The organism is Mesorhizobium sp. M0938 (assembly GCF_040319125.1).
GTDB lineage: Bacteria > Pseudomonadota > Alphaproteobacteria > Rhizobiales > Rhizobiaceae > Mesorhizobium > Mesorhizobium robiniae.
In genome coordinates this window covers 190,487-210,995 of the sequence record NZ_JAMYNS010000004.1, presented here as the reverse complement: position 1 = coordinate 210,995, position 20,509 = coordinate 190,487, and the positions used below count along the sequence as shown (strand labels likewise).

At 62.4% G+C, this 20,509-nt stretch carries 19 protein-coding genes and 1 pseudogene; 15 read left to right on the top strand and 5 right to left on the bottom strand.

All coding sequences use genetic code 11. The features are described from left to right. Nucleotides 1-44: 44 nt before the first annotated feature. The 3 genes from NKH73_RS08605 to NKH73_RS08595 all read left to right on the top strand — a co-directional run bounded on the left by NKH73_RS08605 (nucleotide 45) and on the right by NKH73_RS08595 (nucleotide 1,874). Nucleotides 45-302 carry a GlsB/YeaQ/YmgE family stress response membrane protein gene (locus NKH73_RS08605; RefSeq protein ID WP_352930325.1) on the top strand — a complete coding sequence of 86 codons (258 nt, stop codon included), beginning with the start codon at nucleotides 45-47 and terminating at the stop codon, nucleotides 300-302. A gap of 135 nt (nucleotides 303-437) precedes the next feature. After that, nucleotides 438-1,403, top strand: a complete 966-nt coding sequence (gene lipA / locus NKH73_RS08600) for a lipoyl synthase (protein ID WP_352930323.1) — start codon at nucleotides 438-440, stop codon at nucleotides 1,401-1,403. Between the two features lie 12 nt (nucleotides 1,404-1,415). Beyond that, nucleotides 1,416-1,874: a type II toxin-antitoxin system RatA family toxin gene (locus NKH73_RS08595; RefSeq protein ID WP_352930321.1), complete on the top strand. Its 459-nt coding sequence runs from the start codon at nucleotides 1,416-1,418 to the stop codon at nucleotides 1,872-1,874. Here NKH73_RS08595 and NKH73_RS08590 read toward each other — a convergent pair. Together NKH73_RS08590 and NKH73_RS08585 are read right to left on the bottom strand one after the other, a co-directional pair. Continuing rightward, entirely contained in the window at nucleotides 1,850-2,359 is a 510-nt protein-coding gene (locus NKH73_RS08590; protein ID WP_352930319.1) for a CinA family protein, read from the bottom strand. The two genes, NKH73_RS08595 and NKH73_RS08590, sit on opposite strands and share 25 nt — an antisense overlap. Beyond that, complete coding sequence (locus NKH73_RS08585; protein ID WP_352930317.1) at nucleotides 2,356-3,585, bottom strand: bifunctional 2-C-methyl-D-erythritol 4-phosphate cytidylyltransferase/2-C-methyl-D-erythritol 2,4-cyclodiphosphate synthase; 1,230 nt, start codon at nucleotides 3,583-3,585, stop codon at nucleotides 2,356-2,358. Before NKH73_RS08585 ends, NKH73_RS08590 begins: the two co-directional genes overlap by 4 nt. A gap of 139 nt (nucleotides 3,586-3,724) precedes the next feature. On the opposite strand from NKH73_RS08585, the gene dusB reads away from it, so the two are divergent. From dusB to hflX, 8 genes are all read left to right on the top strand, one after another. Then, nucleotides 3,725-4,765, top strand: a complete 1,041-nt coding sequence (gene dusB / locus NKH73_RS08580) for a tRNA dihydrouridine synthase DusB (RefSeq protein ID WP_352930315.1) — start codon at nucleotides 3,725-3,727, stop codon at nucleotides 4,763-4,765. Beyond that, nucleotides 4,762-5,904, top strand: coding sequence for a two-component system sensor histidine kinase NtrB (locus NKH73_RS08575; RefSeq protein ID WP_352930313.1), 1,143 nt, complete (start codon nucleotides 4,762-4,764; stop codon nucleotides 5,902-5,904). The genes dusB and NKH73_RS08575 overlap by 4 nt, the downstream gene beginning before the upstream one ends. Continuing rightward, on the top strand, nucleotides 5,901-7,361 hold the full coding sequence (gene ntrC, locus NKH73_RS08570) for a nitrogen regulation protein NR(I) (protein WP_352930311.1): 1,461 nt from the start codon (nucleotides 5,901-5,903) through the stop codon (nucleotides 7,359-7,361). Before NKH73_RS08575 ends, ntrC begins: the two co-directional genes overlap by 4 nt. A 178-nt stretch (nucleotides 7,362-7,539) precedes the next feature. Further along, a complete protein-coding gene (locus NKH73_RS08565; protein ID WP_502893875.1) occupies nucleotides 7,540-9,873 on the top strand; it encodes a sensor histidine kinase NtrY-like in 2,334 nt (777 codons plus the stop codon). After that, entirely contained in the window at nucleotides 9,863-11,224 is a 1,362-nt protein-coding gene (gene ntrX, locus NKH73_RS08560) for a nitrogen assimilation response regulator NtrX (protein WP_352930307.1), read from the top strand. Before NKH73_RS08565 ends, ntrX begins: the two co-directional genes overlap by 11 nt. 179 nt (nucleotides 11,225-11,403) lie before the next feature. Continuing rightward, nucleotides 11,404-12,267, top strand: a complete 864-nt coding sequence (locus NKH73_RS08555) for a D-amino-acid transaminase (protein ID WP_352930305.1) — start codon at nucleotides 11,404-11,406, stop codon at nucleotides 12,265-12,267. 145 nt (nucleotides 12,268-12,412) lie between these two features. Beyond that, entirely contained in the window at nucleotides 12,413-12,658 is a 246-nt protein-coding gene (gene hfq / locus NKH73_RS08550; RefSeq protein ID WP_006202172.1) for an RNA chaperone Hfq, read from the top strand. After that, nucleotides 12,659-14,050: a GTPase HflX gene (gene hflX / locus NKH73_RS08545; protein ID WP_352930303.1), complete on the top strand. Its 1,392-nt coding sequence runs from the start codon at nucleotides 12,659-12,661 to the stop codon at nucleotides 14,048-14,050. It begins immediately after the preceding gene. Between the two features lie 6 nt (nucleotides 14,051-14,056). Here hflX and mazG read toward each other — a convergent pair whose 3' ends face one another. The 3 genes and pseudogenes from mazG to NKH73_RS08530 all read right to left on the bottom strand — a co-directional run bounded on the left by mazG (nucleotide 14,057) and on the right by NKH73_RS08530 (nucleotide 17,433). Beyond that, nucleotides 14,057-14,881 carry a nucleoside triphosphate pyrophosphohydrolase gene (gene mazG / locus NKH73_RS08540; protein WP_352930301.1) on the bottom strand — a complete coding sequence of 275 codons (825 nt, stop codon included), beginning with the start codon at nucleotides 14,879-14,881 and terminating at the stop codon, nucleotides 14,057-14,059. A gap of 84 nt (nucleotides 14,882-14,965) precedes the next feature. Then, the gene (locus tag NKH73_RS08535; protein ID WP_352930299.1) at nucleotides 14,966-16,150 is read right to left on the bottom strand and encodes an amino acid aminotransferase; all 1,185 of its coding nucleotides are present in this window, start codon (nucleotides 16,148-16,150) and stop codon (nucleotides 14,966-14,968) included. A 130-nt stretch (nucleotides 16,151-16,280) separates the two neighbouring features. Beyond that, a pseudogene (locus tag NKH73_RS08530) lies at nucleotides 16,281-17,433 on the bottom strand (OpgC family protein). 343 nt (nucleotides 17,434-17,776) lie between these two features. On the opposite strand from NKH73_RS08530, the gene NKH73_RS08525 reads away from it, so the two are divergent. The 4 genes from NKH73_RS08525 to NKH73_RS08510 all read left to right on the top strand — a co-directional run bounded on the left by NKH73_RS08525 (nucleotide 17,777) and on the right by NKH73_RS08510 (nucleotide 20,484). Next, on the top strand, nucleotides 17,777-18,295 hold the full coding sequence (locus NKH73_RS08525) for a sigma-70 family RNA polymerase sigma factor (RefSeq protein WP_352930297.1): 519 nt from the start codon (nucleotides 17,777-17,779) through the stop codon (nucleotides 18,293-18,295). 8 nt (nucleotides 18,296-18,303) lie between these two features. Beyond that, a complete protein-coding gene (locus NKH73_RS08520; protein WP_352930752.1) occupies nucleotides 18,304-19,077 on the top strand; it encodes an anti-sigma factor family protein in 774 nt (257 codons plus the stop codon). A gap of 21 nt (nucleotides 19,078-19,098) precedes the next feature. Then, nucleotides 19,099-19,815 carry a Bax inhibitor-1/YccA family protein gene (locus tag NKH73_RS08515; protein ID WP_352930295.1) on the top strand — a complete coding sequence of 239 codons (717 nt, stop codon included), beginning with the start codon at nucleotides 19,099-19,101 and terminating at the stop codon, nucleotides 19,813-19,815. A gap of 123 nt (nucleotides 19,816-19,938) precedes the next feature. Continuing rightward, nucleotides 19,939-20,484, top strand: coding sequence for a DUF2076 domain-containing protein (locus NKH73_RS08510; RefSeq protein ID WP_352930293.1), 546 nt, complete (start codon nucleotides 19,939-19,941; stop codon nucleotides 20,482-20,484). The last annotated feature ends 25 nt before the right edge of the window (nucleotides 20,485-20,509 follow it).

The following is a 20,509-nucleotide window of genomic DNA, read 5'->3' as shown; positions in this document are numbered from 1 at the left end:
GGTAATTCGTTTCCGGATGCATTCATCACACAAGGATAGGGCATATGGACGTGAACGGCGTGGGCTGGGTAGCAGCCATCATCATCGGCGGTTTGGCAGGATGGCTTGCCGAGATGTTCATGAAGAGCAATACCGGCATCCTGATGAACATCATTCTTGGCATCGTCGGCGCGATCGTGCTGAATGCCATCCTGCAGGCGCTCAACATCGGCGCCTTCGGCTCCGGCTGGATCGCCTATCTGATCACCGGTTTCATCGGTGCGTGCCTGCTGATCTGGGTAGGACGCATGGTGCGCCGTTAGTTGCTGAACTCTTGCCATGCGAAAACGGCCGTGGCGGCATGCGCCGCCGCGGCCTTTTTCTTTGCTGCGAAAAGTCTTAGATGACTTGTGAAAAGCGAACGTCAGACAGGCGATCGCCAACAAACCGGATTTCAGATGGTCACCGTCCTCGACACGATCGCCAATGCGCCGCGTCTGCGACATCCTGAAAAGGCACACAAGCCCGACCAGGACGTGCTGCGCAAGCCCGACTGGATCCGCGTCAAGGCGCCGATGTCGAAAGGCTATGCCGAGACGCGCGAGATCGTGAAGTCGCACAAGCTGGTGACGGTGTGCGAAGAGGCCGGCTGCCCCAATATCGGCGAGTGCTGGGAAAAGAAGCACGCCACCTTCATGATCATGGGCGAGATCTGCACGCGCGCCTGCGCCTTCTGCAACGTGGCTACCGGTATACCGACCGCGCTCGATCCCGATGAGCCGGCCCGCGTCGCACACGCTGTCAAGCAAATGGGCCTAAGCCATGTCGTCATCACCTCCGTGGACCGCGACGATCTTGCCGATGGTGGCGCGCAACATTTCGCCGACGTCATCCGCGCCATCAGGGCGGCAACACCGTTGACGACAATTGAAATCCTGACGCCCGACTTCCTGCGCAAGGAAGGGGCGCTGGAGGTCGTGGTGGCGGCCAAGCCCGACGTGTTCAATCACAATCTCGAAACCGTGCCGTCGAACTATCTGACGGTCCGCCCGGGCGCCCGCTATTTCCATTCGATTAGGCTGCTGCAGCGGGTCAAGGAACTCGATCCGTCGATCTTCACCAAATCCGGCATCATGGTTGGCCTCGGCGAGGAGCGGAACGAAATCCTGCAGCTGATGGACGATCTGCGTTCGGCCAATGTCGACTTCATGACCATCGGCCAGTATCTGCAGCCGTCGAAGAAGCACCATCCTGTGATCCGCTTCGTCACGCCGGAGGAATTCAAATCCTTCGAAACCATCGGCAAGACCAAGGGCTTCCTGCTGGTGGCGTCAAGTCCGCTGACGCGCTCTTCGCACCACGCCGGCGACGATTTCGCCAGATTGCGCGCAGCGCGGGAAACATTTCTCAAGAAGTCCGCCTAACACTCTGGTTTCATGCCACAATTCGAAGCCCATCGCCGCGTTGCGCATACGCCGGAACAAATGTTCGCTCTGGTCGCCGATGTCGAATCCTATCCGCAATTCGTGCCGCTTTGCGAGGCGCTGACGGTTCGCTCGCGCAAGGAACGCGACGGGCGCTCCCTGCTCATCGCCGACATGAGCATCGGCTACAAGGCGATTCGCGAGACTTTCACGACGCAGGTGCTGCTAAAACCTGACGAGAACGCCATCGACGTCAAATACATCGACGGTCCGTTCAAATATCTGAGCAATGTCTGGCGCTTCGAGCCGGCGGATGGCGGCTGCAATGTCTGCTTCTTCATCGACTACGAATTCAAGAGCCGCATTCTGGGAGCGGTGATGGGGGCGATGTTCGATCGCGCCTTCCGCATGTTCTCCGAGGCGTTCGAAAAGCGCGCCGACGTCATCTATGGGGCAGCGCCGGCGGCCTGATCCGCAGCGAGTGCGCGCAAGCCCAGTTCAAGCGCATGCTTGACCGTCTCCCGGCGGATGAAATTGCGGCCCTTATCGGCGAACAACTGGCATTCGCTGACGACCGGCCGGCCAGTCAAGGCGACACCGAACCAGACCAGGCCGACGGGCTTTTCCGTCGAGCCGCCGCCTGGGCCGGCGATGCCGGTAACGGCAAGGCTCAATCCGGCGCGCGAACGGGTGAGGGCGCCTTGCGCCATCTCGACCGCCGTTTCCCGCGAGACCGCGCCGTGCACTTCAAGCGCGGCGGCGGAAACGCCGAGCATTTCCGTCTTGGCCTCGTTGGAATAGGTGATGAAACCGCGGTCGACCACCGTGGAAGAGCCGGCGATGTCGGTCAGGGCGGCAATAACCATGCCGCCGGTGCAGCTCTCGGCCGTCGCCAGCATGATGCCGCGCTGCTGGCAGGCCTGAAGCAGGGCATCTGCGAGGCCGCTGTCGCTCATTCTGGGACCTCCCCTGGAAACACGACACTGGCGGTCGCGATGGCGGCTATGCCTTCCTCGCGGCCGACAAAGCCGAGCTTTTCGTTGGTTGTCGCCTTGATCGAGATGCGGTCCCGGGAAATTCCCAGCATCGCCGAAAGGGTTTCGGTCATCACTTCGCGATGTGGGCCGACCCGTGGCGCCTCGCAGATCAGCGTGATGTCGGCATTGGCGACGCGCCCGCCGCGCGCGCGCACCAGCTTTGCCGCATGTTCGACGAAGATCCGCGAGGCCACGCCTTTCCACCGTGGATCCGATGGCGGGAAATGCGTGCCGATGTCGCCGGCGCCGCAGGTGGCGAGCAGCGCGTCGGTCAAGGCGTGCAGGCCGACATCGGCGTCCGAATGACCGGACAGTTTCTTGCCGTGCGGGATGGAGACGCCGCACAGCATGACGTGGTCACCGGGCTCGAAGGCATGGACGTCATAGCCATTGCCGGTGCGGATATCGGGAAAACGCGGCCGTTCGCCGGAAAGCCGCTGATCCGCCATCGAAATATCCCTTGCCCAGGTGAGTTTGACGTTGTCTGGCGAGCCCGGAACGATTTTCACCGGAATATGCGCCCATTCGGCAATCGCGGCATCGTCGGTGAAGTCCGCCTTGCCGAGATGATGGGCCTTTTCGTGGGCGGCCAGGATCGGCCAGAACGGAAAGCCTTGCGGCGTCTGGGCGGCATGAAGACCGTTCCTGGAAACCGTCTCGCCGATCATGCCGTCGCCCGACTCACGTTTCAGCGTGTCGGCTACCGGCAGGGCAGGCAGCGCTCCCTGGCGCTCGCCGATAGCGGCGATCGTACGATCTATCAATTCCGCGTCGACGAACGGGCGAACGGCATCATGGACCAGAACCTGGCCCGGCGCATGGCCTCTCAGCGCAAGCAGCCCGAGCCGAACGGAGTCCTGCCTGGACGCGCCGCCGGTGACCGTGACGACCCGATCGGCGCTGGCTCCGGCGGCGCTGCGAAAAAGCGCGCTGTCGTCGGCATGGATGGCAACGACGATGGGGCCGATCCTCGGATGCGCCAAAAACATGTCCAATGTGCGCGCGATGACGGCACGGCCACCAATCCTTTGGTATTGCTTCGGCCCGTCGGCCTGACCGGCGCGCGCGCCGCGCCCGGCCGCGACGATAACCACGGCGACCCTGTCGTCCGCAGCCGAAGCTTGCTTTTCGCTTGCATCTGTCATGCCGAGACGCTTAGTCGCGGCCAAGGCCGAAGGCCAGCATTTTCCCAAATACGCCTCAATGTGACGTCATTGCGCGTTGCACATCGTCACCATTCTGGTTACAGAATGTGCAGCAATCAAAAATGCTTGGTTTTTGTGCATGCCTGATTTGACCAAACTTGATTCGACCCAATTGGCTTCGCCGCTCGATGTGGGAGGCGTGAATATCCGTAACCGCGTGTTTCTCGCACCCATGTCTGGCATAACGGACGAGCCATTCCGGCAACGCGCGCACGCGCACGGCGCCGGGCTGGTCGTGTCGGAGATGGTGGCGAGCGGCGAGCTTGCCAAGGGCAGGGCCGGTTGCGGCCTGCGCATCCGTCATTCCGGGTTGCCGGTTCACATGGTCCAGCTTGCCGGCCGTGAGGCGACGCATATGGCAGAGGGCGCCCGCATAGCCGCGGGCGAGGGCGCCGACATCATCGACATCAACATGGGCTGCCCGGCCAAGAAGGTGACGGGCGGCTATGCCGGCTCGGCGCTGATGCGCGACCTCGATCACGCCTTGTCGCTGATCGACGCGGTGGTCGGCGCCGTCGAAGTGCCGGTCACGGTCAAGATGCGGCTCGGCTGGGACGAAACCGCGCTCAACGCGCCGATGCTGGCGCGCCGCGCCGAGCAGGCCGGCGTCAAGATGGTGACGGTGCATGGCCGCACACGCTGCCAGTTCTACCAGGGCAAGGCCGACTGGCGCGCCATCGCTCGCATAAAGCAGGCTGTATCGATCCCGGTCGTTGCCAATGGCGATGTGGGCTCGCCGGCGGAGGCAGCAATGATCCTCGATCAGTCGGGCGCCGACGCGGTGATGATCGGACGCGCGCATTATGGGGCGCCCTGGACAGCAGGCAGCATCGCGGCAGCCGCGGCAAAAGAGGCGACGCCTGGCGTGCCCGAAGGCCCTGAGGCGTTGGCCGACTACGTCGTTGCCCATTACGAAGACATGCTGACGCTCTACGGCACCGAAAGCGGCGTGCGCCAGGCGCGCAAGCATCTTGGCTGGTATTTCGACCGCCAGGCCGGCGTCATTGATGAGCAGCGAAAGGCCATCCTCACCTCCTTCGAGCCCGTCCGTGTCATTGCCGCGTTGCGTGAGGTGTTTTCACGCGCTCCCGAGGCGATGAACCTGCGGAGCGCGGCATGAACGCCACTGTTGCACAGAGCATGGACATGGCGGACGCCGCCCACATCGTACTCAACACCATCCGCCGCCCGGTGATCATGGTCGATGCGGAGGGGTTCATCACCTTCGCCAATGCCGATGCAGAGGATTTCTTCCGCTCGAGCGCGACCATGCTCGCCCGCAACACACTACATAAGCTCATTCCCTTCGGCAGCCCGTTGCTGACGCTTGTCGACCAGGTGCGCGAGCGCCGGGCACCCGTCAACGAATATCGGGTCGATGTGTCGTCGCCGCGCCTTGGCATCGAGAAAGTCGTCGACCTCTATGTCGCGCCGGTGCCGGAATTTCCGGGCTCCGTCGTGGTGATGTTCCAGGAACGATCGATGGCCGACAAGATCGACCGGCAGATGACGCATCGCGGTGCGGCACGCTCGGTGACCGGCTTGGCCGCGATGCTCGCCCACGAGATCAAGAACCCGCTATCCGGCATCCGCGGTGCTGCCCAATTGCTTGAGCTGTCGGCTTCCGACGAGGATCGCGCGCTGACCCGGCTGATTACCGACGAGACAGACCGCATCGTCTCGCTGGTCGATCGTATGGAGGTGTTTTCCGACGAGCGGCCGATCGACCGCTATCCGGTCAACATCCATGTCGTGCTCGATCATGTAAAAGCGATTGCCAAGAACGGTTTTGCCAAGCGGATCAAGATATTGGAGGATTATGATCCATCATTGCCTCCGGTTTTTGCCAACCGTGACCAGCTCATCCAGGTGTTCCTCAACCTGGTCAAAAATGCTGCCGAGGCGATTGGCGGCGATCCGCAAGGCGAGATCACCCTGTCGACCGCGTTCCGACCGGGCATCCGTGTCTCCGTTCCGGGATCACAGGGCCGCGTGTCGCTGCCGCTGGAATTCTGCGTGCGCGACAACGGCTCCGGTGTCTCCGAAGACATCCTGCCGATCCTGTTCGATCCCTTTATCACCACCAAGCCGAACGGGTCGGGGCTTGGCCTGGCGCTGGTCGCGAAAATTGTCGGCGAGCATGGCGGCATCATCGAATGCGATTCGACGCCGCGCGGAACCACCTTCCGCATTCTGATGCCAGCCTGGAAAGAAACGCCGTTCGGAACGGACGACGATGGCGAAGGAGACCGCAAATGACGGTTCGCGGCAATATTCTCGTCGCCGACGACGACGCGGCCATCCGCACCGTCCTCAACCAGGCGCTTTCGCGCGTCGGCCATGAGGTGCGCGTGACGTCCAACGCCTCGACACTGTGGCGCTGGGTGGCGGCGGGCGAGGGCGATCTCGTCATCACCGACGTGGTCATGCCGGACGAGAACGCCTTCGACATGCTGCCGCGCATCAAGAAGGCGCGACCGGAACTGCCGGTCATCGTCATGAGCGCCCAGAACACGTTCATGACCGCAATTCGCGCCTCCGAAACCGGCGCCTACGAATATCTGCCGAAACCGTTCGATCTGACCGAACTTCTCAACATCGTCAACCGGGCGCTTTCCGAGCCCCGGCGGCCGAAGATCGATGCGCGGGCGGACGAGCCGCCGGAAACGATGCCGCTGGTCGGTCGCTCGGCCGCCATGCAGGATATCTACCGCATGCTGGCGCGGATGATGCAGACCGACCTGACGGTGATGATTTCAGGCGAATCGGGCACCGGCAAGGAACTGGTGGCGCGCGCGCTGCACGAATACGGCCGCCGCCGCGGCGGCCCTTTCGTCGCCATCAACATGGCGGCGATCCCGCGCGACCTCATCGAATCGGAACTGTTCGGTCACGAAAAGGGCGCCTTCACCGGCGCGCAGAACCGCTCGACCGGCCGTTTCGAGCAGGCCGAAGGCGGCACGCTCTTCCTCGACGAGATCGGCGACATGCCGATGGAAGCGCAGACGCGTCTGCTGCGCGTCCTGCAGCAGGGCGAATACACAACCGTCGGCGGCCGCACGCCGATCAAGACCGACGTGCGCATCGTCGCTGCCACCAACAAGGATCTGCGCACGCTGATCAATCAGGGTTTGTTCCGCGAGGATCTCTTCTATCGCCTGAACGTCGTGCCGCTCAGGCTGCCGGCGCTGCGCGAGCGCTCAGAGGATATTCCGGATCTTGTCCGCCACTTCTTCAAGATCGGTGCCAGCGAGGGCCTGCAGACCAAGCGTATTTCCACCGGCGGCATCGAGCTGATGAAGCGTTATCCGTGGCCCGGCAACGTGCGCGAGCTCGAAAATCTTGTCCGCAGGCTGGCCGCGCTTTATTCGCAGGATGAGATTTCCGCCGAGATCATCGAGGCGGAGTTGAAGACCGGCGAAAGGCCGGTCGTTCCCGGTGGCGGCAACCTTATTCCCGACGACCTGTCCATCGGCCAGGCGGTGGAACATTTCCTGCAGCGCTACTTTGCTTCGTTCGCCGGCGAATTGCCCCCCGCCGGCCTCTATCAGCGCATTCTCTCCGAGGTCGAATACCCGTTGGTCCTCGCCTCGATGACGGCAACGCGCGGCAACCAGATCAAGGCTGCGGAACTCCTGGGGCTCAATCGCAACACGCTGCGCAAGAAGATCCGCGAACTCGGTGTCAACGTCTACAAATCGTCCAGGCAGGCATAGAGCGACCTACGTCGGTTCGGACGTACAAAGTTCGCTCTAACGCTTTGAGTTTTCGTGTCGTGCTTCCGGAAACATCGATCCCGATTTTTTCGGCCTGATCCGGTAGAGCGGCGCCTTTCCAGGGGATCGATCGCCGAAAGATTTCCGTCCAGGTCACACTTGTTGCATAATCGCCACAATGCGTTGCATAGATCCGACGCAATCACTGGCTCTAGACGGCGACATGGCTTCACACGCACCGACACTGAGCGAACCGCTTTTCAGCGAACCCGGAACAAGGGACGGACGCCGGCTGCTGGCGCTGCCAGGCGTGGTGGCCGTTGTCGGTGCGCTGGTTACGGCAGCGATCTCCTTCGCCATTCTCGTTGGTGCCACGCCGATCACGCCGGACGAGAGGACGACGCTGGCGCTTATCGCCCTCAATGCGGCGTTCATCCTGTTCCTGATCGCGCTGGTCGGCCGCGAAGTGCATCGTATCCTGATGGCGCGTCGGCGTGGCAAGGCGGCGTCGCGGCTGCATGTACGGATCGTCGCGATGTTCGCGCTGGTCGCTGCGATTCCCGCCATCATGGTGGCAATCATCGCGTCGATCACACTCGACATCGGCCTTGATCGCTGGTTCGAGATCCGCACCAAGACGATCGTCAATTCATCGCTGTCGATTGCGGACGCCTATGTGCAGGAGAACGCGCGCAATCTCCAGGGAACGACGCTGTCGATGGCCTACGATCTCGACGCCTCCCGCACGCTCTACGGCCTCGATCGAACCGGCTTCCTCGATCTCATGAACAAGGAAGCCGTCGGGCGCTCGCTGGCCCATGCCGCACTGGTCAAGCCGGACGGTTCGTTCGTCATGAGCGCCAAGACCGACGCCGATTTTGCCATGCCGGAGCCGCCGGAAGGCGCCATGAGCAGTGCCGCCGACGGCAGGCCGGTGCTGATCGAGCCGAAGACGCGCAACATCATGGGCGCCATCGTCAAGCTGCGCGAGATCGAAGGGCTCTATCTTTACACTATCCGCCTCGTCGACCCCGAGGTGATCAAGGCTCGGCAGATCGTCAGGTCCAACACCGACGAATACCGCGGCCTCGAAGACAATCGCCGCACCTCGCAAGTGGCCTTCGCGCTTCCCTATTTGTCGCTGACGCTGATCATCATCCTGTCCGCCATCTGGACCGGCATTGCGGTCGCCGACCGCCTGGTGCGGCCCATTCGCCAGCTCATCGGCGCGGCCGACGAGGTCGCGACCGGCAATCTCGATGTTGCCGTGCCCGTTCGGCCCTCCGACGGCGACGTCGCCTCGCTCGGCGACACCTTCAACAAGATGCTGCTGGAACTGAAATCGCAGCGTAACGAGATTCTGTCCGCCAAGGATTTGATCGACGAGCGGCGACGTTTTTCGGAAGCCGTGCTTGCCGGCGTCACCGCCGGCGTCATCGGCGTCGATCCGGACGGCATCGTCACCATCGTCAACCGATCGGCCGAGACGATGCTGGCCATATCCGCCACCGCCGCACTCGGGCAGAATCTTTCCGCCGTGCTGCCGCATGTCGGCCGCGTCTTCGAGATCGGCCGCAAATCGGGCAAGCCTGTCCACCGCGAGCAGGTGACCTTCTATCGCGCAGGCGCAGAGCGGACCTTCAACGTGCAGATCACGGTCGAGGCCGGCGGCGACGGTTCGGAGGAGAAGTCCTATGTCGTGACGGTCGACGACATCACCGATCTGGTCCAGGCGCAGCGTTCCTCGGCCTGGGCGGATGTGGCGCGACGCATCGCTCACGAGATCAAGAACCCACTGACACCGATCCAGCTTTCCGCCGAGCGCATCAAGCGCCGCTACGGCAAAGTTATCACCGAAGACCGCGAGGTTTTCGATCAGTGCACCGATACGATTATCAGGCAGGTTGAGGACATCGGCCGCATGGTCGACGAGTTCTCCGCTTTCGCACGCATGCCGAAGCCTGAAATGAAGGCCCTCGATTTGCGCGAGTCGCTGCGCGAAGCCTCGTTCCTCGTCGAAGTGAGTCGCGCCGATATCACCTTCGAGCGCGTGTTCGGCAACGAACCGCTCAAAGGCACTTTCGACAGCCGCCTGATGGCGCAGGCTTTCGGCAATGTTATCAAGAACGCAGCCGAGGCGATTGACGGACTTGATCAAAAGGACCGCTCGCACGGCATAATCCGGATTCAAGCCGGGCGCCAGAATGACGCGATTCGCATCGACGTCATCGACAATGGCAAGGGCCTGCCGCGCGAGAACCGTCAGCGATTGCTCGAGCCTTACATGACGACGCGCGAGAAGGGCACGGGACTTGGCCTCGCTATCGTCAAGAAGATAGTGGAGGACCATGGCGGTCAGCTCGAGCTGCATGACGCGCCGGCGGATTTCCACGGCGGGCGTGGCGCGATGATCAGCATCATCCTGCCGCTTGCCGCCGCCACCGTGCCGTCGCGCGGCGAAGGCAGGACGGAACACGAAAGAGAAACTGAAAAGGTCGGTAATGGCGTCTGACATTCTCATCGTCGATGACGAGGAAGACATCCGCGAACTCGTCGCCGGTATTCTGAGCGACGAAGGTCACGAAACCCGCACGGCATTCGATGCCGACAGTGCCCTGGCGGCGATCGCCGACCGGGCGCCGAGGCTGATTTTCCTCGACATCTGGCTGCAAGGCTCCCGTCTGGATGGACTGGCGTTGCTGGACGAGATCAAGACGATGCACCCGAACCTGCCGGTCGTGATGATCTCGGGCCACGGCAACATCGAAACAGCGGTCTCGGCGATCCGGCGCGGTGCCTATGACTTCATCGAGAAGCCGTTCAAGGCCGACAGGCTGATCCTCATCGCCGAGCGTGCGATTGAAACCTCGAAGCTGAAACGCGAGGTTTCCGATCTCAAGCTGCGCAGCGGCGAAACCTTCGACCTGATCGGCATGTCCTCGGCGATGAGCCAATTGCGCCAGACAATCGAGCGGGTCGCGCCGACCAACAGCCGCGTCATGATCATCGGCCCGTCCGGATCGGGCAAGGAACTCGCCGCACGCGCCATCCACGCGCTGTCAGCGCGCAAGAGCGCGCCGTTCGTGGCGCTGACCGCTGCCAACATCACGCCCGAACGCATGGAGGTCGAGCTGTTCGGTACCGAATCAAACGGTGTCGAACGCAAGGTCGGCGCCCTTGAGGAAGCCCACCGCGGCATTCTCTACATCGACGAAGTGGCCGACATGCCGCGCGAAACGCAGAACAAGATCCTGCGCGTGCTGGTCGAACAGCAGTTTGAGCGGGTAGGGGGCACCAAGCGGGTCAAGGTCGATGTCCGGATCATATCGTCGACATCGCAGAACCTCGAGGCCATGATCGCCGACGGTCGTTTCCGGGAGGATCTCTATCACCGCCTGGCGGTGGTTCCGGTCATGGTGCCGGGATTGGCCGAGCGGCGGGAGGACATTCCCTATCTTGTCGACAACTTCATGAAGCAAATCGCCCGTCAGGCTGGCATCCGGCCGCGGCGCATCGGCGACGACGCGCTGGCGGTGCTGCAGGCCCATAACTGGCCAGGCAATGTCCGTCAGCTGCGCAACAATGTCGAGCGGCTGATGATCCTGGCGCGCGGCGACGATGCCGATGCGCCGATCACCGCCGACCTCTTGCCCGCTGAGATCGGCGACGTGATGCCGCGCACGCCAAATCAGTCCGATCAGCACATCATGGCGCTGCCGTTGCGCGAGGCGCGCGAACAGTTCGAGAAGGACTATCTGATCGCCCAGATCAACCGTTTTGGCGGCAACATCTCGAAAACGGCCGAGTTCATCGGCATGGAGCGCTCGGCGCTCCATCGCAAGCTGAAATCGCTGGGCGTCTGATAGCCAGGCCTACGCAATTATCGGTTACGGCGGCGGCGGAATCGCATAAGAAAGCGCTACAGCGCCGCGCCTTTTGGGACGCGCAAAGGACGCTGTAGCAGTTTGACTTGGCGCACGATCCCTTTCCGAAAACCATTTCGATTTTCGGGATCATGCGCCGACTTCTCCAGGGGTGACCCATGCCGCGCATTGCCTATGTGAACGGGCGCTATGTCGCTCACGCCGACGCTTTCGTGCATATTGAAGACCGTGGCTATCAGTTCGCCGATGGCGTCTATGAGGTCTGCGAGGTGGCGCGCGGCTTCATCGTCGACATGCCCCGCCATCTTGGACGGCTGAACCGCTCGCTGACCGAATTGTCGATCGACTGGCCGGTCACGCGTGGCGTGTTGCCGATTATTTTGCGCGAGGTGGTCCACCGCAACCATGTCACCGACGGCTTGGTCTATCTTCAGGTGACGCGTGGCGTCGCCAGCCGAGACTTTGTTTTCCCGGCGGCGGACACGAAGCCGTCGCTGGTGGTGACCGCCAGGAAAGCCGACCCGGCTGCTGCCGCGAAACGAGCCGAAAGCGGGATCAAGGTCATCACCGTGCCGGAGAATCGCTGGGACCGCGTCGATATCAAGTCCGTCGGGCTGCTGCCAAATGTGCTCGCCAAGCAGAAGGCCAAGGAAGCCGGCGCCCAGGAAGCCTGGTTCGTCGATGCCGATGGCACCGTCAAGGAAGGTGGGTCGTCGAACGCCTGGATCGTCACCGGGGATGGGGTGCTGGTGACGCGTCCGGCCGAGCACGGCATCCTGCGCGGCATCACCCGCACCACGCTGTTCGAGGTAGCTGCCAAGCTCGGCCTAAAGATCGAGGAGCGCGGCTTTTCGGTCGCCGAGGCCCAGGCCGCGCGCGAGGCTTTCATCAGCTCCGCGACCACGATTGCCATGCCGATCGTGGCGATCGACGGTGCTCCCGTCGCCAACGGTCATCCGGGCTCGATAACACTTTCCTTGCGGCAAGCCTTTTTTGACGTTGCGGAAAAAAGTCCAGCCTGATAACCGCACAGGTGGAATGAACATCAATATATCTCGTTCTGCTTGTCGTTATTGACGGCAAGATGGTGTTTGCGTGCTTGACATGTGCCTGACAATTTGGCGCATTGGCCTGCAAACCGAAGGGGATCGGCGAAAGACAAGAACAATGGCGGAACGATCGCAAAATCTTCAGGACCTGTTCCTGAATTCAGTTCGTAAAAGCAAAAACCCACTCACCATCTTTCTCATCAACGGCGTGAAGCTGACCGGTGTGGTCACTTCGTTCGACAATTTCTGTGTTCTGCTGCGTCGGGACGGCCATTCCCAGCTCGTCTACAAGCACGCCATTTCCACGATCATGCCGAGCCAGCCGGTTCAGATGTTCGATGGCGAGGAAAGCCAGGGCGCCTGATTGGCACGTAAAAAAGACGCGGACCGCAGCGTTCGCGAAAAACCAGCATATCAGCCGGGGACGGAAGCCGAAGGCCGGACTCGGGCCGTGGTTATCGTGCCTGTGCTTACCCGCCAGCCGCGCGGCGACGAAGAGACGAATCGTCCGCGCCTGACGCGGTCCGCCGAAGCTCGCCACGACGAGGCGGTTGGCCTTGCCCAAGCCATTGACCTCGACCCGATCCACACCGCGGTGGTGACCGTCAACGATCCGCGCCCTGCGACCTTGCTCGGCAGCGGCAAGGTCGCGGAGTTCGCCGAGATCGTCAAAGAGGGCCATGCCGAACTGGTCATTGTCGACCATCCGCTGACGCCGGTGCAGCAGCGCAACCTGGAAAAGGAATTAAACGCCAAGGTGCTGGACCGCACCGGGCTGATCCTGGAGATTTTCGGCGAGCGCGCGCGGACCAAAGAAGGCACGCTGCAGGTAGATCTTGCGCACCTCAACTATCAGAAGGGCCGGCTCGTGCGAAGCTGGACTCACCTCGAGCGCCAGCGCGGCGGCGCCGGCTTTCTCGGCGGCCCTGGCGAAACCCAGATCGAATCGGACCGCCGTGCCCTGCAGGATAAAATCAAGAAGCTGAAGCACGAGCTGGAAACAGTGCGGCGCACCCGCGACCTGCACCGCGCCAAGCGCAAGAAGGTGCCTTTTCCGGTGGTGGCGATCGTCGGCTATACCAACGCCGGCAAATCGACGCTGTTCAACAGGCTGACCGGAGCAGGGGTGCTGGCCGAGGACATGCTGTTTGCCACGCTCGACCCGACGCTGCGCCGGGTGCGACTGCCGCATGGCACGCCAGTCATCCTTTCGGACACGGTCGGTTTCATCTCGGACCTGCCGACACATCTGATCGCGGCTTTCCGGGCCACGCTGGAAGAGGTGGTCGAGGCCGATCTCGTCATCCATCTGCGCGATATTTCGGATCCCGACACTGCCGCCCAGGCCGAGGATGTCGAGCGCATCCTGGCCGATCTCGGCGTCGATGCCGGCGACACCAGCCGCGTCATCGAAGTATGGAACAAGATCGACCTGCTCGACGAAGGCAACAGGGCTCGGCTTCTTGCCGATGGCGCCGACAGCCAGAAGACGCCGCCGATCGCGATCTCGGCTGCCACCGGCGAGGGCATCGATGTGCTGAAGGCGATCATCGAGACAAGAGTGTCAGGCGAGCTGGAAACGCTGACTGTCACGCTCAAGCCTGAGCAGCTCGGGCTTGTCGACTGGCTCTACCGCAATGGCGATGTGGTCTCGCGCACCGACAATGAGGATGGCGGCTTGACCGTCTCGCTCAAAGCGACGCAAAGCGCGCATGAAGAGATAGAAAGCCGATTACACCGTAAAAACAACGGGTAATTTCTGTTACTTCGCGCTCTTTGCCTGCTGCCAAAGCGCCTCCATTTCGTCGAGCGTGGCCTTTTCCAGCGTGTTTCCGGACGCTTCCAGCGCTAGCTCGACATAGTGGAACCGCGACCGGAATTTCTCGTTGGTGCCGCTGAGCGCCGCTTCGGAATCAACCTTGAGATGACGACCGAGATTGACGACGGCAAACAGCATGTCGCCGAACTCGTCCTTGATCGAAGCCGTATCGCCTTTGGCAAGAGCCTCGCGCAACTCGCCGATCTCTTCTTCGATCTTGTCGAGGATCGGCGCGGCCTCACTCCAGTCAAAGCCGACGCGGGCCGCTTTTTCCTGCAGCTTCAGCGCCCGGGTCAGCGCGGGCAGGGCGACCGGCACGCTATCGAGAAAGCCTTTGCCGTTATCTTCAGGGTCTAGCCCGCGGGCGAGGCGGGCGTTTCGCTTTTCCGCCTTTTCCTCGGCCTTGATCTTCTCCCACATGCCCTTGGCCATACCGGCGCTACGCGCCTTCTCGTCGCCGAAGACATGCGGATGGCGGCGGATCATTTTTGTGGTGATGGCCTGGACAACGTCGCCAAAGGCGAATTCGCCGGCCTCCTCGGCCATCTGCGCATGGTAGACGACCTGCAGCAGAAGGTCGCCGAGCTCGTCGCGCAGATCGTCCAGGTCGCCGCGCGCGATGGCGTCCGCCACCTCGTAGGCTTCCTCGATCGTGTAGGGCGCGATGGTCGAGAAATCCTGCTCGATGTCCCACGGGCAGCCGGTTTCGGGCGCCCGCAGCGCCGCCATGATCTCAATCAGCCGGGAAATGTCCTTCGAGGGTTTCATCGGCCGGATGCTAGCTTGCGTCCGACCGTGTAGCCAACGCCGTCGGACGGCGAGGGGCGATTGTCCACAGCGTTGCTCAGCGTCTCAATCGAGCACGGAGACGATCGCCTTGGCGAGCGCCTCCATGCCGTCCTCCGGCAGGCCGGCGACGTTGATGCGACTGTCGCCGACCATGTAAACGCCGTGCTCGGCGCGCAGCCGCTCGACTTGCGCTTCGGACAGGCCTAGCCGGGAAAACATGCCGCGATGGCTGGCGACGAAATCGAAGCGATCGGAATTGGACTGCCGCCGCAGCGCTTCGGCGAACTGCACCCGAAGCCGCAGCATGCGCAGGCGCATCTCCTCGAGCTCCGCTTCCCAGTCGGCGCGCAGCGTGGCGTCTTCAAGCACGATGCGCACTGCGGCTGCGCCATGGTCCGGCGGCATCGAGTACATGGCGCGCGCCGCCGACAGCATCTGGCTCATGGCCACATCCGCCTGCGCGCCATCTTTTGCCAGGATCATCGCCGCGCCGACGCGGTCGCGATACACGGCGAAATTCTTGGAGCAGCTCGAGGCAACGACCATCTCCGGAACTTTTTCAGCCAGCAGGCGCAAGCCGGCGGCGTCTGTGTCCAGGCCTTCGCCAAAACCTTGATAGGCAATGTCGACAAATGGCAGCAGACCGCACTCGACGACAAGGTCGGCTATTTCAGCCCACTGTGCGGTGTCCAGATTGGCGCCTGTCGGATTGTGGCAGCAACCATGCAGCAGCACCACGTCACCGCTCCTGGCGGTCGCAAGCGCGCTCATCATCTCGGCGAAGCGAACAGAACCTGAGGCAGCGTCGAAATAGGGGTATTCGCGTATCTGCAAGCCGGCGGCACGCATCACCGGCACGTGGTTCGGCCATGTCGGGTCCGATAGCCAGATCGTCGCGTCCGATCGCGTTCTCTTGAGCAGTTCGGCCACCAGCCGCAGAGCGCCTGAGCCGCCAGGCGCCTGCGCCGCACGGATGCGCGTCAATTCGGCCGCAGGGCCAAAGACAAGCCTTGCCATCGCCGTGTTGAACCCGGTATCGCCGGCAAGGCCGAGGTAGGTCTTGGTGTCCTGGCTCTGCAGCAATCGCTTTTCGGCTTCGCGCACGGCGCGCATCACCGGCGTTTTGCCATCGCGATCCTTGTAGACGCCGACGCCGAGGTCGACCTTGTCGGGGCGGGGATCGGCGCGATAGAGGCCGATCAAGGCAAGAATCTTGTCGGCTGGGGCAGGCTGGAGGTCTTCGAACATTTGGCGCGGTTCCGTTGGCCGCGGTGTGATACGCAAATCGGCCGTGCCGCGCCAGCGGTTTTCATTTGCACTAGGCTGAAAACCGCCAAACCGCGCGGCTTTCCGCACGTCAGCCGGTCATGCCATTCTATTACGCCGGCTTGAGGGCAGCAGACGGCAAAGCGGCGACGGATTGCTGCTTCTTGGTGTTGCCCCAACCGATCCGCGGCAGCCATTCGAGGTAATAGGCGAAGCCGAACTGCAGCGCGATGCCTGTCGAGATCAGGATCGTATCGTAGAGAATCCCGCCCGGGCTGACGACCTTCATGACCTGCGCGATCATGGCGAGGATCGTTCCGGCGATGAAGACTGGCAGCGAATGCTTGCCGAGGACCGCGAGCGGGTGTCCGGGCCTGGTCCTCGCCAAGTTGGAAAGCGCCGGGATCGCGACGACCAGATAGGCGATCGCCAGAATGTGCATGAGCCGCGACAGCGACAGGAATGTCTTGTCGAAACCGGTCAGCACGGTAGGCAGGCCGGAGGCCGTCTCGGTGCCCCACAGCGGCAGCCGCACCCAGATCAGCGCGCCGACCAGATACCCGATGGCCGCGCTCGCCATCATCCAGTTGAAGCGGATTTCGCCGCCGCGCTTGACATGCAGCATGCCGGCGATCCCGATGACGAACAGAAACTGCCAGGAGAGGGGGTTCAGGAACCAGAAGCCATCGCCGGGATAATCCGAAGGCGCGATCTGGAAAATGCCAGCGATGAGCCAGAGGACAGCGGACGCAGCAAGCATCAAGCGCAGGCTGAAAGTGCCGATCCACAGGAAAAGCGGTACCGTCAGAAGTACGACGGCATACATGGAAAGAATGTTGTTGTAGCCGATCTGATGCCCGAGCGCCGCGATGCCGAGCAGCGCTTCCGGCGTGTCCTCGATGATCATCTGGATATTGATCAGCTTCAAAAGATCGGGCCGCGAGAAATGCAATGCAGCCGCCGAGAAGATCGCCAGCGTCGCCACGGTGGTCATGATGTGGGTGACATAGAGGACAGCGGCACGCCGCCAGGCTCTCAGGGTCGTGAGCAACCGGTTCCCCGGCTGGAACTTCAATCCGTAGGCGAGCCCAACGGCAATCCCTGAAATCAGCACGAAGGCTTCGGCCGAGTCGGAAAAGCCTAAATTCTTATGCGTGAAATGCTCGAAGATCGTCCCCGGCACATGGTTGATGAAGATCGTCAGTAGCGCTAGCGCGGAAGACATCGATGCGGGTATCCCGCTGGGTTGGCACATTGCCTGTCATGTCGGGGCTTGTCGTGTCTGGGCTTGTCATGTCGGGTCGATAATTCGTTGAACAAAGCGGACCCAGAGGACCGTCGGCGAAGGGAAGATTCGGCGGTGAATGTTTCCTGCCTATAACTCGCTAGTGCCCCGAAAAAGATGACACCTTCGCGATTTCCCGCGTCACAAATTAATTCAGGTATAAACATTGAAATCCACTGGCGCTAAACTGCGGGCGCTGAGGGGCGCGGACGGGAAGCCGTAACCGGCGACGGTGAGGAGGTACGACCTTCCGGATCGAGAAAAAACTCAAGGTGCGGGATTAAAAACCTGTCATGCTCCGTAAACAGGACATGAGAGGGTCGATGCCACGCTTCGATATCGTAGGACAGCTCGGTTCCCTGCGACGCTATGCGCGCTCGCTGACCCGCGACAGCGCCGAAGCGGAGGATCTGGTGCATGACGCGCTGGTGCGTGCCTATGAGCGGCGCGGCACGTTCCGCTCTGGCGGAAACCTGCGCGCGTGGCTGCTGTCGATCGTCCACAATGCTTTCGTTGACGGCTTGCGGTCCCGCAAGTCTGAAGCGGCGCGCGTCGAGCAGGCTGGATATCTTGCTGACGCCAGTATGCAGGCTCCCCAGGAACACTCCGTCCGCCTGGCGCAGGTGCGCGAAGCTTTTTTCAAATTGCCGGAAGAGCAGCGTTCGGCGCTGCATCTCGTTGCCATCGAGGGCCTTACCTACAGCCAGGCTGCCGAGGCCAGCGGCGTGCCGCTGGGAACGCTGATGTCGCGCATCGGCAGGGCGCGCGCGGCGCTCCGTGAAATGGAGAACAAATTGCCGGGGCGATCGAACAGCCACCTCAGGATCGTGGGAGGCCCGTGATGTCCGTGATGAACGAACTGCGCGACCCGGTGACCGATGCCGACCTCGACGCCTATGTCGACGACCAGCTCGACGTTGCCCGCCGCATCGAGGTCGAGGCCTTTCTCTCCGCCCGTCCGGAGGCGGCCGCTCGCGTGATGTCCGACCTCAGGACGCGCGACGAACTGCGCGTGGCGCTTGCCGGATCCAAGGGTATGGCGCGGCCGGCAACGGCCGATGCAGCGCGGCGGCTGGAACGGGGGCTGGCCCGGGGTCGCGTTTTAGGCACGTTTCGCCGGGCTGCGGCGGTCGCAGTCTTGCTCGCCGCGGGCTGGTTGGCGAACGGCATCGTCGGGCCGATATCGGTGACGAAAGTCGTCGCCTCGACCCAGCCGCCTGCCTATCTGGAGGAGGCGATCCGGGCGCATGGCACGACGATCATGCGCGAGGCCATGTCATCTCAGCCCGAAGCGCCGGACTACGATGCGGACGAAATCCGCGCCGCCACGGCGATCGTCATGCCGTCGCTGCCGAAGGACTGGAAGGTCCGTGACGTGCAGATCTATCCCTCGCGGTTCGGCCCGAGCGTCGAGATGGCTGTCGAAACAAATGACCTCGGGCTGGTCTCGCTGTTCGCGATCAGGCCCGGAACGTTCGATGTGGTCAAGCCGACCGCCGCCCCTTCGGGCGAAATTTCCTCGGCCTATTTCCAGATCGGCGAAGTCGCCTACGCGGTCGTCGCCCGAAGCGGTATCCGCGATCTCGATCGCACCGCTGAAACGCTCGCCAAAACGCTTTACTGACCCTCATCAAGGAGAACTCGCATGAACACCCCTGATCTAGGATACCGCACGGGCGTCGGAGCCCAAACCGGGGCCGTCTTCGACGAAGGCCTGCGCAAGCATATGCTGCGCGTCTACAACTATATGGGAGTCGGCCTCGTCGTTACGGGCGTGATCGCCTTCATGGTGGCGTCAACGCCAGCCCTCTACGTGCCGATCTTTTCCAGCCCGCTGAAGTGGGTGGTGATGCTGGCGCCGCTCGCCTTCGTGCTGCTGTTCTCGTTCAAGATGCAGACGATGTCGGCGGCCGGCGCTCAGGCGATGTTTTGGGCATTCTGTGCGGTGATGGGCCTGTCGCTGGCCTCCGTGTTCCTTGTCTTCACCGGCACGAGCATCGCGCGCACCTTCTTCATCGCCGCGACCATGTTTGGCGCGACCAGCCTTTACGGCTATACGACCAAACGCGACCTGACCCAGTTCTCGTCCTTCCTGATCATGGGCCTGATCGGCGTGGTGATTGCCAGCATCGTCAACATCTTTCTCGGCTCGACCGCACTTCAGTTCGCCATCTCGGTGATCGGCATCGCCGTCTTTATCGGTCTCACCGCCTGGGATACGCAGACGATCAAGGAGCAGTTTGCCGAAAACTTCGGTGCGGAATCGCAACAGAAGCTCGCCGTCTTCGGTGCATTCTCGCTCTATCTGAACTTCATCAACATCTTCCAGCTGCTGCTGAACTTCACCGGCGAGCGCGAATAGCCGCGTTGAATCAATGCATGTCGCGGCAGCGGTTTTCGAGCAGCGACATGCATTGACCAGAGACTTAAGCGCGTCGCGAAAATCTCCTGGACGCGGCGCGCCCAAATGACCGGAGTTGCTCCCATGGACAGGAACGACCAGCAGGCGATCGGCAACCTTTTCGAGAAACTTGCGAATGTCGAGCGACAGACGCCGCCGCGCGATGCCGAAGCGGAACGCTTCATCAACGATCAGATTGCCCGGCAGCCCGGAGCGCCATACTACATGGCGCAGACAATCGTCGTGCAAGAGCAGGCCCTGAACGCGGCACAATCCCGCATCGAGGAACTGGAACAACAGGCGCAGCAGTCTGCCGGCGGCGGATTGCTTGGCGGCCTTTTTGGCGGCAGCGGCGCCAGGCGCTCGGGTTCGGTGCCGCGGGTCGGGCGCACCGCTGCTGCTGCGCCGCCGCCTCCGTTTTCCGGCAATGATCGGCAGGGGGCAGGCGGCGGTTTCCTCGCCGGAGCCGCGCAGACTGCGATGGGCGTGGCGGGCGGCGTGCTTCTCGGCAACGCGATCGCAGGCATGTTTGGCGAAAGCGGTGAAGCGCAGGCGGCCGAACAACCGGCGCCACAAGCAGACGATGCCGGCTCCGACGATGCCGGTGATTTCGGCGACGTTGAATTCTGATCATCCGCGGTGCGGGTGGGACCGG